This window comes from Streptomyces sp. NPDC023481, from assembly GCF_055560195.1.
The window spans coordinates 258,798-271,421 of the sequence record NZ_JBVHJE010000006.1; the positions used below are offsets into that span (position 1 = coordinate 258,798).

A 12,624-nucleotide genomic window follows, 5' to 3' on the forward strand; every position below is an offset into this window, starting at 1 on the left:
ATCCGTAGACGGCGAGGGGGCTTCTCCCGCGTCGGGAGGAGCCCCCTGCCGGTGAGCGCGTCGGCTCACATCATGTCTTCGATCTCCCCGGCGATCGGGTCGGCGTCGGTGCCGATGACGACCTGGACGGCGGTGCCCATCCGGACGACGCCGTGGGCACCGGCGGCCTTCAGGGCGGCCTCGTCGACCAGGTCGGGGTTGATCACCTCGGTGCGCAGCCGGGTGATGCAGCCCTCGACCTCCTCGATGTTGTCGATGCCACCGAGCCCGGCGACGATCTTCTCAGCCTTGCTGGCCATGTTCCTTCTCCCTGCTCCGAACCGGTTTGTCGCAGTAACCCACAGTTGGCCCCTCTGCGCGAGCGATCCCGTCGTCCGTGCCGGATGATGGCGGTCACGACAGCGGAACCGTCCGCCGACTGGTCTACACCACCGTGGGGAGGGTCGCCAAACCCGTGAGCGCCGAGAGCCCGGCAAGCCCCGCCCGGACCCGCTGGAACGGCCTGTTCCAGGGCATGCAGAAGATGGGCCGCAGCCTCCAGCTGCCCATCGCCGTGCTGCCGGCGGCGGGCATCCTGAACCGGCTCGGGCAGCCGGACCTGTTCGGCGCGGACGGCCTGGGCTGGACGGACGCCTCGAAGGTGATGAGCGGGGCGGGCGGCGCCCTGCTCGACGGCGGGCTGGGGCTGCCGCTGCTGTTCTGCGTGGGCGTGGCGATCGGCATGGCGAAGAAGTCCGACGGTTCGACGGCGCTCGCGGCGGTGGCGGGCTTCCTCGTCTACTACGGCGTGCTGCGCCAGTTCCCGCAGCGGTGCCCGGCGGGCGCGAAGGTGGTGGTGACGGGCTGCCAGGCGGCCGACGGCACGGTGTCCGCGTTCACCTACCAGAACCCGGGCGTCTTCGGCGGGATCGTGATGGGCCTGCTGGCGGCCTTCTTCTGGGCCCGGTACCACCGCACCCGGCTGGTGGACTGGCTGGGCTTCTTCAACGGGCGCCGGCTCGTGCCGATCATCATGGCCTTCGTCGCGATCGCGTTCGCCGTGGTGTGCCTGTTCGTCTGGCCGACGGTCGGTGCCGCGCTGGAGGGCTTCGGCGGGTGGCTGCGGGACGCGGGCGCCTGGGGGGCGGGCCTCTTCGGGGTCGCGAACCGGGGGCTGCTGGTCGTGGGCCTGCACCAGTTCCTGAACGTGCCCCTCTGGTTCCAGTTCGGCAGTTACACCGCGCCCGACGGCACGGTGGTGCACGGCGACATCAGCATGTTCCTGGCGGGCGACCCGAACGCCGGCCAGTTCACCTCGGGCTTCTTCCCCGTCATGATGTTCGCGCTGCCGGCCGCCGCGCTGGCGATCACGCACTGCGCGCGGCCCGAGCGCCGCAAGGAGGTCGGCGGTCTGATGCTGTCGGTCGCGCTGACCTCGTTCGTCACCGGCATCACCGAGCCGCTGGAGTACGCGTTCCTCTTCGTCGCGCCCGCGCTGTACGCCGTCCACGCCGTGCTCACCGGTGCCTCGATGGCGGTGACCTGGGCGCTCGGGGTGCACGACGGCTTCAGCTTCTCGGCGGGGCTGATCGACTACGTGATCAACTGGCGGCTGGCGACGAGACCGTGGGCGATCGTCCCGATCGGCCTGTGCTTCGCGGCCGTGTACTACGCGCTCTTCCGGTTCGCGATCACGCGGTTCGACCTGAGGACCCCGGGCCGGGAGCCGGTGGACGAGGTCGAGGACGTCACCAAGGCCTGAGCGGGCGCGACCCGGGTCGGAACGAGCGCGCAGGCCAGGACGCGGGGCGCACAGCGCGTAGCGCGGCGGTAGCGCATTCGCGGGTTCCTTACGCCGCCTTCATCGTGCTACAACAGGTCTACACCACTGAGTGGTGTAGACCAGAGACGCTGCCGTCCCCTTCCATGGTTCCCGGGCGGCGCCTTGCCCCCTGGAGGAACTTGTGACCACGGCGACCGCCGCTCCCGCGGCCCAGAAGAAGAAGGGCGCCGGCGTGATGGCCGTGCTGCAGCGTATCGGCCGCAGCCTCATGCTGCCGGTCGCGGTGCTGCCGGCCGCCGCCCTCCTGGTGCGCCTCGGCAACACCGACATGCTGGGCCGCCCGTCGTTCCCGGCGTTCCTGACGAAGATAGCCTCCTTCATGGCGGCCGGCGGCAACGCGATCCTCGACAACATGCCGCTGCTGTTCGCGGTGGGCATCGCGATCGGCTTCGCGAAGAAGTCGGACGGCTCGACGGCGCTCGCCGCGGTCGTCGGCTACCTGGTCTTCAAGAACGTGCTCGGCACGTTCACGGACAAGAACCTGCCGAAGGTGGCGACGGCCGTCGACGGCAAGGTCGTCATGATGGACGCCCCGGCCGACGCCAAGGTCCTCGGCGGTGTGGTGATGGGCCTCGCCGTCGCGCTGATCTACCAGCGGTTCTACCGCACCAAGCTGCCGGACTGGGCGGGCTTCTTCGGCGGCCGCCGGCTGGTGCCGATCCTGTCGGCGCTCGCGGGCCTGCTCCTCGGCATCGTCTTCGGCTACATCTGGCCGGTCCTCGGCACCGGTCTGCACAACTTCGGTGAGTGGCTGGTGGGTTCGGGCGCCGTCGGGGCCGGCATCTTCGGTGCCGCCAACCGCGCGCTGATCCCGATCGGCATGCACCACCTGCTGAACTCCTTCCCCTGGCTGCAGGCGGGCGAGTACCACGGCAAGAGCGGTGACATCGCGCGCTTCCTGGCCGGCGACCCGACCGCGGGCCAGTTCATGACCGGCTTCTTCCCGATCATGATGTTCGGCCTGCCGGCCGCCTGCCTCGCGATCGTGCACTGCGCCCGTCCGGAGCGCCGCAAGGTCGTCGGCGGCATGATGCTCTCGCTCGCGCTGACCAGCTTCGTCACCGGCGTCACCGAGCCGATCGAGTTCACGTTCATGTTCATCGCGCCGGCCCTGTACGCCATCCACGCGGTCCTCACCGGCATCTCGCTGGCGCTGACCTGGGCGCTGGGCATGAAGGACGGCTTCGGCTTCTCCGCCGGCGCGATCGACTTCTTCCTGAACCTGGGCATCGCGAGCAACCCCTGGGGCCTGGCGCTGGTCGGCCTGTGCTTCGGCGGCGTCTACTACACCGTCTTCCGCTTCGCGATCACCCGGTTCAACCTGCCCACCCCGGGCCGCGAGTCGGACGAGGAACTCGCCGAACTCCAGAAGGCCGAGGCCAAGTAGGGCTTCTCCGGCCCCTGCCCCGCGAGGGCCCCGGAAGCTCCCGGGGCCCTCGCGGGCCTGGAACACCTAGATCTCGTACGACGCCCGCGGTGTCGCCAGGTCCGTCGGGCCGGTGAACACCTCGCGGGCGTGCCGCAGGTTCACCTGGGGATCGGTCCAGGGCGGGATGTGGGTGAGGAGCAGACGGCGGGCGCCGGCACGGGCCGCCGTCTCGCCCGCCTCGCGGCCGTTGAGGTGCAGGTCGGGAATGCTCTCCTTGCCGTGCGTGAACGCCGCCTCGCACAGGAACAGGTCGGTGTCCCGGGCCAGCTCCTCCAGCGCCGGGGAGACGCCCGTGTCGCCGGAGTACGTCAGGGACTTCCCGCCGTGCTCGATCCGGATGGCGTAGGCCTCCACGGGGTGGCGGACCCGCTCGGTGTGCACGGTGAACGGGCCGATCTCGAAGGTGGACGGCTTGACCGTGTGGAAGTCGAAGACCTCGCTCATCGAGGAGGCGGAGGGGGTGTCCGCGTAGGCCGTGGTGAGCCGGTGTTCGGTGCCCTCGGGGCCGTAGACCGGGAGGGGGTCGCAGCGGCCGCCGTCATGGCGGTAGTAGCGCGCCACGAAGTACGCGCACATGTCGATGCAGTGATCGGCGTGCAGATGGCTGAGGAAGATCGCGTCGAGGTCGTAGAGACCGCAGTGGCGCTGCAGCTCGCCAAGGGCGCCGTTGCCCATGTCGAGGAGCAGCCGGAAGCCGTCGGCCTCGACGAGGTAGCTCGAACAGGCCGATTCCGCGGACGGGAACGACCCCGAGCAGCCGACGACGGTGAGCTTCATGAAGCAGAAACCTCCGCTGGCGGGAACGCTGTGGGCGGGACGGGGGACCCCTCGGGATGAGGGCTGTCGGGGGTCGTGCGGTTTGTCGAGCGTAAGGCGCGAAAGCACGGGTCGCTCCTCCGCCAGGGGCCGTTGTGGGCGAACTCACCTGTGCTGTCACCGGTTCGGCTGGACGTGGGGCGCACGAGGATCGGCCAAGGGCGCGCGCTGTGCGGCGCGCGCCGGTAACGTCGTCGTATGGACACGTCCTGGTGGCTCGCGCTCGCGGCGGTGGTACTGCTCGCGCTGGTCGCCACGCTCGTCGACGGCTGGGGCGGGGGCCGGCGGCGGCCCGGCGGACGGCGGCTGCGGCCCCCGGGCCGGCCGGGCGCGCGGACCGCGCACGCGGTACGGCCGTCCCCCGGGGACATCTGGTGGGCGAACGTCCCCTTCGAGGACCGCGGCGGCGTGAAGGACCGCCCCTGCCTGGTGCTGGCCGTGCGCGGGGACCGGGCCACGGTCGCGAAGATCACCAGCAAGTACCACGACGAGCGCTCCGGGGTGATCCCGCTGCCGCCCGGCGCGGTCGGCGACGCGCACGGCCGGCCCAGCTTCCTGGAGACCGACGAGCTGCGCGAGGTCCCGATGACCGGCTTCCGCCGCCGGGTGGGCGTGGTCGACCCGGTCCTGTGGGACCAGGTACGGCACCTGGCGGGCTAGACCCCTTCGGGGAAGAGGGGCCTAGTGCACGCGGACGGTGACCGTCCACTCCTCGATGCCCTTGCAGGACACCTGGCCCGGTGCGGTGGGCTGGGCGCACAGGGGGCGGGAGGAGGCGAGTTTCACCGTGCCGGGGGCGGCCGCCCGGTACGCGGCGGTGGCGTCACCCGGCTGGAGCACGAGGCCGGCGTTGACGGCCGTCAGTGCCGTACCGCTCGCGGTGACCGGCTTCCAGGGGCGGGCCCGGGTGCCGTCCAGGGACAGACGGACCTCGCCGCCCTTGTTCACGCAGACGGTACGGCCGTGATCGGCGGCGGTCAGTTCCGCCCGGCTCGTGCAGCCGCCGGCGGACCGGGTGGGCGGCGCCGACACCTTGTCGCTGCTGCCGGTGCCCTGCTGGGAGCCGCAGCCCGCGAGGATCAGCGCGGCCGCCGCGAGGACGAGGGGGGTGGTACGGCGCATGGGGTCCGCCTTTCTGCAGAGGTCCTGGTGCAGATGTGACGTACCACGGGCGCGCCCGGATCCCCCGTCGTCACGCCCAGAGCTGGCCCTGCAGGGTCGCGATGGCCTCTTCCGTGGTGGCCGCGGTGTAGACGCCGGTGGAGAGGTACTTCCAGCCGCCGTCGGCCACGACGAAGACGATGTCGGCGCTCTCGCCCGCCTTGACGGCCTTGTTGCCGACGCCGATCGCCGCGTGCAGGGCGGCGCCGGTGGAGACGCCCGCGAAGATGCCCTCCTGCTGGAGGAGTTCACGGGTGCGGGTGACCGCGTCGGCGGAGCCGACCGAGAAGCGGGTGGTCAGCACGGAGGCGTCGTACAGCTCGGGGACGAAGCCCTCGTCGAGGTTGCGCAGGCCGTACACCAGGTCGTCGTAGCGCGGTTCGGCGGCGACGATCCGCACGTCCGGCTTGTGCTCGCGCAGATAGCGGCCGACGCCCATGAGGGTGCCGGTGGTGCCGAGGCCGGCCACGAAGTGGGTGACCGAGGGCAGGTCGGCGAGGATCTCCGGGCCGGTGGTCGCGTAGTGGGCGCCGGCGTTGTCCGGGTTGCCGTACTGGTAGAGCATCACCCAGTCGGGGTGCTCGGCGGACAGCTCCTTGGCCACGCGCACGGCGGTGTTGGAGCCGCCCGCGGCCGGCGAGGAGACGATCTCGGCGCCCCACATGCCGAGCAGGTCCCGGCGTTCCTGCGAGGTGTTCTCCGGCATCACGCACACCATGCGGTAGCCCTTGAGCTTGGCCGCCATGGCGAGGGAGATGCCGGTGTTGCCGGAGGTGGGCTCCAGGATGGTGCAGCCCGGGGTGAGCCGGCCGTCCTTCTCGGCCTGCTCGATCATGTGCAGGGCGGGGCGGTCCTTGACCGAGCCGGTGGGGTTGCGGTCCTCCAGCTTGGCCCAGATCCGCACGTCCGGGGACGGCGACAGCCGCGGCAGGCGCACCAGGGGGGTGTTGCCCACCGCGGCCAGCGGGGAGTCGTAGCGCATCGCTGCTCGACGGCCGATCAGCGCATGCCGCCGGCCACGGCCGGCAGGATCGTCACGCTGTCGCCGTCGGACAGCTTGGTGGTGATGCCGTCCAGGAAGCGGACGTCCTCGTCGTTCAGGTACACGTTGACGAAGCGGCGCAGCTGCTCGCCGTCCACGATGCGGGCCTGGATGCCGGCGTGCCGGGTCTCGAGGTCGGCGAACAGCTCGGCGAGGGTCTCGCCGGTGCCCTCCACCGCCTTCTGACCGTCGGTGTACTGGCGGAGGATGGTCGGGATGCGGACCTCGATGGCCATGGTTCGGGGCTCCTGTCGGAAGGTGTCGTCGGTTCGGTCAGGCGCGCGCGGCAGCGGGCGGCGCGCCGCGGCTCACGGCCGGACGGCGGCAGCGGGGTGGATCAACAGATGGCGCTGTTCAGCCTGCACAGGTCGACGTGCAGCCGCGCCACGAGCAGCGTGCCCGGCGCCTTGTCGCTCACGTCGAGAAGAACCATGGGGTCATCGTATCGATTCCCGGCCCGCGCCCCGGAGTGTGATTCCGTATGCCGGACGGATTTCGTCCGGTGGGCGAGATCAGTAGGCCTGTACGACCGTGACCTCCTCCTCCGTGACCACGCCGTCCACGATCCGGTAGGAGCGGAACTGGAACTCGCCGAGGCCGTCGGTGTCGGCGGTGGAGACGAGGACGTAGTGGGCGCCGGGCTCGTTGGCGTAGGAGATGTCGGTGCGCGAGGGGTAGGCCTCGGTGGCGGTGTGGGAGTGGTAGATGACCACCGGGTCCTCGTCCCGGTCGTCCAGTTCCCGGTAGAGCCTGAGCAGGTCGCCCGAGTCGAACTCGTAGAAGGTGGGCGACATCGCCGCGTTCAGCATGGGGATGAAGCGCTCGGGGCGGTCCGAACCCGCCGGACCCGCCACCACGCCGCACGCCTCGTCGGGGTGGTCCTTGCGGGCGTGGGCGACGATCTGGTCGTACAGGGCCTGGGTGATGGTCAGCATGGGGGTCAGGATAAGCAGAGGGGCCGTCCCGTACCGAGGCGTGGTACGGGACGGCCCACATGCCGGACGTCCTGAGCGGCGGCCGCCGGGGGCGCCACGAGAGCTCCCGGCGGCGGGACGTCCTTTTCCGAAAGGGTCCGGTCAGCGCTTGCGGAAGGCCGCGGCCTCCGGGTTGCGGCGCTTGAGCACCAGGTAGGCGACGCCGAGGATCACGGCCCACAGCGGCGCGCAGTAGAGCGAGACGCGGGCGTCCTTGTCGATGCCCATCATCACGATCACCATGCCGATGAAGGCGAGCGCGAACCAACTGGTGAACGGGGCACCCGGGGCGCGGAACTCCGAGCGGGGCAGTTCGCCGCGGTCGGCCTTGGCGCGGTAGCGGAGCTGGCAGATCAGGATGACGATCCACGCCCACATGCCGGAGATGGTCGCGAAGGACACCACGTAGTCGAACGCCTTGCCCGGCCACTGGTAGTTGATCCAGACGCCGACCAGCATCAGCGCGGCCGAGACCGAGGTGCCGACGAGCGGGGTGCCGCTCGGCGTCAGCTTGGTGAAGAGCTTCGGGCCCTGGCTGTTGAGCGCGAGGTCGCGCAGCATGCGGCCGGTGGAGTACATGCCGGAGTTGCAGGACGACAGCGCCGCGGTGAGCACGACGAAGTTGACGATGCCGGCGCCGGCGGCGAAGCCCATCTTCTCGAAGGCGGCCACGAAGGGGCTCACCCCCGGGTGGAAGTTGGTCCACGGCACGACCGACAGGATCATGATCAGCGCGCCGACGTAGAAGACGGCGATGCGCCACGGCACGGTGTTGATCGCCTTGGGCAGCACGGTCTTGGGGTCCTTGGACTCGCCCGCGGTCACACCGACCAGCTCGACGGCGAGGAAGGCGAACATGACCATCTGGAGGGTCATCAGGGTGTTGCCGACGCCGTGCGGGAAGAAGCCGCCGTCGTTCCACAGGTGGCTGACGGAGGCGGTGTCACCGGCGTCGGAGAAGCCGACGGTGAGGATGCCGGCGCAGATGAGGATCATGCCGATGATGGCGGTGACCTTGACCATGGAGAACCAGAACTCCAGCTCGCCGAAGAGCTTCACGGAGATCAGGTTGGCGCCGTACAGGACGACGGTGAAGATCAGCGCCGACACCCACTGCGGGGTGTCGAACCAGTAGGTCATGTAGGAGGCCGCCGCGGTGACCTCGGTGATGCCCGTGACCACCCAGAACAGCCAGTACGTCCATCCGGTCACGAAACCGGCGAACGGGCCGATGAACTCGCGCGCGTACTCCGAGAAGGAGCCCGACACCGGGCGGTACATCAGCAGCTCGCCGAGGGCCCGCATGATGAAGAAGATGACGAGGCCCGCGATGGCGTACGCCAGGATCAGGCTGGGGCCGGCCTTGGAAATGCCCTTGCCCGCGCCCAGGAACAGGCCGGTGCCGATGGCACCGCCGATGGCGATCATCTGGATCTGCCGGGCACCGAGCCCGCGCTGGTACCCCTCGCCCTCACTGCCCTCCGCCCGCCCGGCCTCGTTGCCGTCGCGATGCTGGTCGACCTGCGCTGAGGTCATGTGTGGTGCGCCTTTCTCCATGCCGACCCGGGCCTTGCGTCGGCCTCGGATCGGGTCTCGATCCCCCCGGATGATGGAGCTGTCTGCCTGGCCGACGGTCGTCGGCTCGGTGGCGCACCCGGCCGGACATGGGTGGTGTCGGCCGGGCGGTCGTGAAGATTTATCACGGCCGCAATACTGATCACAGAGGGACGGTGTGGCCCATCACACAGGTAAAAGCGGACAAAGAGCGCCTGAACGCGTCAAAACCGGCCACGAAGGTGACGGGATCGTTATCCGGATTTGAGCGTTCTCTGAGCGAACGCCGGAACCGGGCAAACCGCACAAGCGGGGCGGAGGGCCCCGGCAGGGCTACGGCATCAGCGTCGTGACCAGGGTTTCCTGGAGGCCGCCCAGCCACAGGTAGGCCAGCACCATCGGCTTGCGCGGGTCCTCCTCCGGGAGCCGGAAGAGCAGGTCGGTGTCGTCCTCGTCGGTGATCTCCAGCCGGGCGCCGATCGCCAGCCGCAGGTCGTTGAGGGCGCCGAGCCACTGCCGGGACTCCTCCGGGGTCAGCTTGAGGACCGCCCCGCCCTCGTCCACCGGGGCGAGCGCGTCCAGGCTGCGGACCACGCCGAGCGCGTTCTCCCGCTTGCCGGCCCGCAGGTCGTTCTCGGTGTAACGGCGGAACTCGGCGGAGTACGCCCGCCGCTCCTCGGCCTCGGCCGGCGAGGCGGGCGCCTCCTCCGGGTCGCTGTAGGCGTCGGGGAGGAGCCTCCTGAGCACCGGGTCGGCGGGCGGCTCGCTCGGGCCCTCGGCGAACAGCTCGGCGAGCGGGTCCGCCGGGGCGTCGGCGCCGGGACCGGGGCCGATGAGTTCCAGGAGCTGGACGGCCAGCGACCGGATGATGGAGATCTCGACGTCGTCGAGCGCGACGGCCGCGCCGCCGCCGGGAAGCGGTTCGAAGTGTCCGGGCATGTAAGTGCGTTTACTTCCGGTCCTGCTGGAGGGTGGCCCACAGACCGTAGCCGTGCATCGCCTGCACGTCGCGCTCCATCTCCTCGCGGCTGCCGCTGGAGACGACCGCCCGGCCCTTGTGGTGGACGTCGAGCATGAGCTTGGTGGCCTTGTCCTTGGTGTAGCCGAAGTACGTCTGGAAGACGTACGTCACATAGCTCATGAGGTTGACCGGGTCGTTGTGCACGATGGTGACCCAGGGGACGTCGGGCTCGGGTACGGCGAAGACCTCCTCCGCCGACTCGGTGCGTTCGATCTCTACGGGCGCGGGTGACGTCACACGCCCATGCTGCCACGGCCTCCATAAATCGTCACACCGACGAGAAGGGAGTACGATTCCTCGTCATGAACACAGCGGACCTTGGGCTGCCGGTGGACGTCCCGTCGACGGCGCTCTTCACGGACCAGTACGAGCTGACGATGCTGCGGGCCGCCCTGAGGGCCGGGACGGCCGAACGGCGGAGCGTGTTCGAGGTCTTCACCCGGCGGCTGCCCGACGGGCGCCGCTACGGCGTGGTGGCCGGCACCGGCCGCGTCCTGGACGCGGTGGAGAACTTCCGCTTCGACGCCGGCGTGCTCGGCTTCCTGCGCGAGCGGGAGATCGTCGACGAGGAGACCCTGGCCTGGCTCGCCGACTACCGCTTCGGCGGCGACATCTGGGGCTACCCCGAGGGCGAGGTCTACTTCCCGGGCTCGCCGATCATGCGCGTCGAGGGCAGCTTCGCCGAGTGCGTCCTGCTGGAGACGGTGATCCTCTCCATCCTCAACCACGACTCCGCGATCGCCGCGGCCGCCTCCCGGATGGCCTCCGCCGCCGGTGGCCGCCCGCTGATCGAGATGGGCGCCCGCCGCACCCACGAGCTGTCGGCGGTGGCCGCCGCCCGCGCCGCCTACGTCGGCGGCTTCGCCACCACCTCCGACCTGGCGGCCGGCTTCCGCTACGGCATCCCCACCGTGGGCACCTCGGCCCACGCCTTCACCCTGCTGCACGACCGCGAGCGGGACGCCTTCCAGGCCCAGGTGGACACCCTGGGCCGCGGGACCACCCTGCTCGTCGACACCTACGACGTCACCGAGGCCGTCCGCACCGCCGTGGAGGTGGCCGGGCCCGAGCTGGGCGCGGTCCGCATCGACTCCGGCGACCTGCTGCTGGTGGCGCACCGGGTGCGGCAGCAGCTGGACGAGCTGGGCGCCACCGACACGAAGATCGTCGTCACCTCCGACCTGGACGAGTACGCCATCGCCTCGCTGGCCGCCGCGCCCGTGGACGCGTACGGCGTCGGCACCCAGCTGGTGACCGGGTCCGGGCACCCGACCTCCTCCATGGTCTACAAGCTGGTCGCGCGCGCCGAGTCCGCCGACCCGAAGGCCCCGCTGGTGCCGGTCGCGAAGAAGTCCAGCGGCGGCAAGGCCTCCGTCGGCGGGCGCAAGTGGGCCGCGCGCCGGCTGGACGCGGACGGCGTCGCGGAGGCCGAGGTCGTCGGCACCGGGCCGGTCCCGGCCGAGCTGGCCGACCACCAGCTGCTGGTGCAGCTGGTCAAGGGCGGCGATGTGGTCGCCCGGGAGCCGCTGGACGTGCCCCGGGACCGGCACATCGCCGCGCGCGCCAACCTGCCGCTGTCCGCCACCCAGCTGTCCAGGGGGGAACCCGTCCTCCCGACGGAGTACGTCCACGGGCGCACGGGTAGCTAGAGCGGGACCGCCGTCCGCCTCGAACACCCCCTCCCGCACGGGCCCGGAACGCTCCCGGCCCGGTTACCCCCCTCAGTCGAAGGACACCCACCATGCGCCGCGCCTTGATCGTCGTAGACGTGCAGAACGACTTCTGCGAGGGGGGCAGCCTCGCGGTGGCCGGCGGTGCCGACGTGGCCGCCGCCGTCACCGAGCTGATCGGCCAGGCGGCGGGCACCGGGTACCGGCACGTGGTGGCCACCCGCGATCACCACATCGCGCCCGGCGGCCACTTCGCGGACAACCCCGACTACGTCCGCTCCTGGCCCGCGCACTGTGTCGCGGGCACGGAGGGGGTGGGCTTCCACCCGAACTTCGCCCCCGCGGTCGCCTCCGGCGCGGTGGACGCGGTGTTCGACAAGGGCGCGTACTCGGCGGCCTACAGCGGTTTCGAGGGCGCCGACGAGAACGGCGTCGCCCTCGCGGACTGGCTGCGCGCCCGCGAGATCACCGAGGTCGACGTGGTCGGCATCGCCACGGACCACTGCGTGCGCGCCACCGCCCTGGACGCGGCGGCCGAGGGCTTCAGCACCCGGGTCCTGCTGGACCTCACGGCGGGCGTGGCCCCCGGGACCACCGAGCGCGCCCTGGAGGAGCTGCGCGAGGCGGGCGTGGAACTGACGGGCAAGCCGGTGGTCAGCGGCTAGGGACACGGAGTGGGGAGCCCGCCCGCGGGCGCCCTGCCGCGTCTCCGCCCCCGCGCAGGCGCCCTACGGCACCAGCGCCGGCCCCCGCAGCAGCGCCCGGATCGGGTGCCACAGCTCGTTGGCGGTGACACCGTTGTCGCCGGGGGCCGTACGCCATATCAGGCCGTCGGGATGGTGCAGCACCGCCGTGATCTCGTCCGGGGTGGGGGGCTCGGCGTTGCCCCGGAGGTAGATCGCCCGCAGCCCCAGGTTGCGGAGCCTGGTCAGGGCCCGGGCCCGGTTCCGGGCGTGCACCAGCACCCGCACCCCGGCGGGGCCGTAGGGCAGGTTCAGCGCCACCACCACGGTGCCGTTCGGCAGCTTGCAGAAGCCTCCAGCGGCCATGTGGTCACATCCCCGTTCCGGTCGGTGTCAATAAGCGGTCCACAGGACGCACCTAAACACGACCGGCGGCAACCCGCCAAGGGGTT

At 71.0% G+C, this 12,624-nt stretch carries 16 protein-coding genes; 5 read left to right on the forward strand and 11 right to left on the reverse strand.

The window, feature by feature from the left end; genetic code table 11:
* Positions 1 to 65: 65 nt before the first annotated feature.
* Positions 66 to 299 (reverse strand): PTS sugar transporter subunit IIB, encoded by a 234-nt coding sequence (locus ACZ3ZD_RS15440; protein WP_467396961.1) that lies wholly within the window; start codon positions 297 to 299, stop codon positions 66 to 68.
* Positions 300 to 514: 215 nt separating this feature from the next.
* Between ACZ3ZD_RS15440 and ACZ3ZD_RS15445 the strand changes: the two genes are divergently transcribed.
* Complete coding sequence (locus ACZ3ZD_RS15445) at positions 515 to 1,741, forward strand: PTS transporter subunit EIIC (RefSeq protein WP_467397209.1); 1,227 nt, start codon at positions 515 to 517, stop codon at positions 1,739 to 1,741.
* Positions 1,742 to 1,943: 202 nt separating this feature from the next.
* Positions 1,944 to 3,209, forward strand: coding sequence for a PTS transporter subunit EIIC (locus ACZ3ZD_RS15450; protein WP_467396963.1), 1,266 nt, complete (start codon positions 1,944 to 1,946; stop codon positions 3,207 to 3,209).
* A 66-nt stretch (positions 3,210 to 3,275) separates the two neighbouring features.
* On the opposite strand, the gene ACZ3ZD_RS15455 is transcribed toward ACZ3ZD_RS15450, so the two are convergent.
* A complete protein-coding gene (locus ACZ3ZD_RS15455; RefSeq protein WP_467396966.1) occupies positions 3,276 to 4,028 on the reverse strand; it encodes an MBL fold metallo-hydrolase in 753 nt (250 codons plus the stop codon).
* 237 nt (positions 4,029 to 4,265) lie between these two features.
* Here ACZ3ZD_RS15455 and ACZ3ZD_RS15460 point away from each other — a divergent pair, with 237 nt between their 5' ends.
* Positions 4,266 to 4,727, forward strand: a complete 462-nt coding sequence (locus ACZ3ZD_RS15460) for a type II toxin-antitoxin system PemK/MazF family toxin (RefSeq protein WP_467396968.1) — start codon at positions 4,266 to 4,268, stop codon at positions 4,725 to 4,727.
* Between the two features lie 21 nt (positions 4,728 to 4,748).
* Here the strand turns inward: ACZ3ZD_RS15460 and ACZ3ZD_RS15465 are convergent, their stop codons facing one another.
* From ACZ3ZD_RS15465 to clpS, 8 genes are all read right to left on the reverse strand, one after another.
* Positions 4,749 to 5,189 (reverse strand): hypothetical protein, encoded by a 441-nt coding sequence (locus tag ACZ3ZD_RS15465; RefSeq protein WP_467396971.1) that lies wholly within the window; start codon positions 5,187 to 5,189, stop codon positions 4,749 to 4,751.
* 70 nt (positions 5,190 to 5,259) lie between these two features.
* On the reverse strand, positions 5,260 to 6,210 hold the full coding sequence (locus tag ACZ3ZD_RS15470) for a PLP-dependent cysteine synthase family protein (RefSeq protein ID WP_467396973.1): 951 nt from the start codon (positions 6,208 to 6,210) through the stop codon (positions 5,260 to 5,262).
* A 17-nt stretch (positions 6,211 to 6,227) separates the two neighbouring features.
* The gene (locus ACZ3ZD_RS15475; RefSeq protein WP_467396974.1) at positions 6,228 to 6,506 is read right to left on the reverse strand and encodes a MoaD/ThiS family protein; all 279 of its coding nucleotides are present in this window, start codon (positions 6,504 to 6,506) and stop codon (positions 6,228 to 6,230) included.
* A gap of 101 nt (positions 6,507 to 6,607) precedes the next feature.
* Complete coding sequence (locus ACZ3ZD_RS15480) at positions 6,608 to 6,703, reverse strand: putative leader peptide (protein ID WP_019065921.1); 96 nt, start codon at positions 6,701 to 6,703, stop codon at positions 6,608 to 6,610.
* Between the two features lie 79 nt (positions 6,704 to 6,782).
* The gene (locus ACZ3ZD_RS15485; RefSeq protein WP_467396977.1) at positions 6,783 to 7,205 is read right to left on the reverse strand and encodes a M67 family metallopeptidase; all 423 of its coding nucleotides are present in this window, start codon (positions 7,203 to 7,205) and stop codon (positions 6,783 to 6,785) included.
* 141 nt (positions 7,206 to 7,346) lie between these two features.
* Positions 7,347 to 8,780 (reverse strand): amino acid permease, encoded by a 1,434-nt coding sequence (locus ACZ3ZD_RS15490; RefSeq protein WP_467396979.1) that lies wholly within the window; start codon positions 8,778 to 8,780, stop codon positions 7,347 to 7,349.
* A gap of 351 nt (positions 8,781 to 9,131) precedes the next feature.
* Positions 9,132 to 9,737 carry a DUF2017 domain-containing protein gene (locus ACZ3ZD_RS15495; RefSeq protein WP_467396982.1) on the reverse strand — a complete coding sequence of 202 codons (606 nt, stop codon included), beginning with the start codon at positions 9,735 to 9,737 and terminating at the stop codon, positions 9,132 to 9,134.
* 10 nt (positions 9,738 to 9,747) lie between these two features.
* Positions 9,748 to 10,056 carry an ATP-dependent Clp protease adapter ClpS gene (gene clpS, locus ACZ3ZD_RS15500; protein WP_467396984.1) on the reverse strand — a complete coding sequence of 103 codons (309 nt, stop codon included), beginning with the start codon at positions 10,054 to 10,056 and terminating at the stop codon, positions 9,748 to 9,750.
* Positions 10,057 to 10,121: 65 nt separating this feature from the next.
* Here clpS and ACZ3ZD_RS15505 point away from each other — a divergent pair, with 65 nt between their 5' ends.
* Both ACZ3ZD_RS15505 and ACZ3ZD_RS15510 read left to right on the forward strand, forming a co-directional pair.
* Positions 10,122 to 11,468: a nicotinate phosphoribosyltransferase gene (locus tag ACZ3ZD_RS15505; protein WP_467396986.1), complete on the forward strand. Its 1,347-nt coding sequence runs from the start codon at positions 10,122 to 10,124 to the stop codon at positions 11,466 to 11,468.
* Between the two features lie 92 nt (positions 11,469 to 11,560).
* Positions 11,561 to 12,154 carry an isochorismatase family protein gene (locus ACZ3ZD_RS15510; RefSeq protein ID WP_467396989.1) on the forward strand — a complete coding sequence of 198 codons (594 nt, stop codon included), beginning with the start codon at positions 11,561 to 11,563 and terminating at the stop codon, positions 12,152 to 12,154.
* 63 nt (positions 12,155 to 12,217) lie between these two features.
* Here the strand turns inward: ACZ3ZD_RS15510 and ACZ3ZD_RS15515 are convergent, their stop codons facing one another.
* Positions 12,218 to 12,538 (reverse strand): hypothetical protein, encoded by a 321-nt coding sequence (locus tag ACZ3ZD_RS15515; protein ID WP_467396991.1) that lies wholly within the window; start codon positions 12,536 to 12,538, stop codon positions 12,218 to 12,220.
* Positions 12,539 to 12,624 lie beyond the last annotated feature (86 nt).

Bases quoted from the DNA above. Each gene is read 5' to 3' on its own strand.
- ACZ3ZD_RS15455 (WP_467396966.1), bottom strand. From the start codon at position 4,028: ATGAAGCTCACCGTCGTCGGCTGCTCGGGGTCGTTCCCGTCCGCGGAA.
- ACZ3ZD_RS15440 (WP_467396961.1), bottom strand. From the start codon at position 299: ATGGCCAGCAAGGCTGAGAAGATCGTCGCCGGGCTCGGTGGCATCGAC.
- ACZ3ZD_RS15490 (WP_467396979.1), bottom strand. From the start codon at position 8,780: ATGACCTCAGCGCAGGTCGACCAGCATCGCGACGGCAACGAGGCCGGG.
- ACZ3ZD_RS15480 (WP_019065921.1), bottom strand. From the start codon at position 6,703: ATGGTTCTTCTCGACGTGAGCGACAAGGCGCCGGGCACGCTGCTCGTG.
- ACZ3ZD_RS15510 (WP_467396989.1), top strand. From the start codon at position 11,561: ATGCGCCGCGCCTTGATCGTCGTAGACGTGCAGAACGACTTCTGCGAG.
- ACZ3ZD_RS15460 (WP_467396968.1), top strand. From the start codon at position 4,266: ATGGACACGTCCTGGTGGCTCGCGCTCGCGGCGGTGGTACTGCTCGCG.
- ACZ3ZD_RS15470 (WP_467396973.1), bottom strand. From the start codon at position 6,210: ATGCGCTACGACTCCCCGCTGGCCGCGGTGGGCAACACCCCCCTGGTG.
- ACZ3ZD_RS15515 (WP_467396991.1), bottom strand. From the start codon at position 12,538: ATGGCCGCTGGAGGCTTCTGCAAGCTGCCGAACGGCACCGTGGTGGTG.
- ACZ3ZD_RS15505 (WP_467396986.1), top strand. From the start codon at position 10,122: ATGAACACAGCGGACCTTGGGCTGCCGGTGGACGTCCCGTCGACGGCG.
- ACZ3ZD_RS15485 (WP_467396977.1), bottom strand. From the start codon at position 7,205: ATGCTGACCATCACCCAGGCCCTGTACGACCAGATCGTCGCCCACGCC.
- ACZ3ZD_RS15445 (WP_467397209.1), top strand. From the start codon at position 515: ATGCAGAAGATGGGCCGCAGCCTCCAGCTGCCCATCGCCGTGCTGCCG.
- ACZ3ZD_RS15465 (WP_467396971.1), bottom strand. From the start codon at position 5,189: ATGCGCCGTACCACCCCCCTCGTCCTCGCGGCGGCCGCGCTGATCCTC.
- ACZ3ZD_RS15475 (WP_467396974.1), bottom strand. From the start codon at position 6,506: ATGGCCATCGAGGTCCGCATCCCGACCATCCTCCGCCAGTACACCGAC.
- ACZ3ZD_RS15495 (WP_467396982.1), bottom strand. From the start codon at position 9,737: ATGCCCGGACACTTCGAACCGCTTCCCGGCGGCGGCGCGGCCGTCGCG.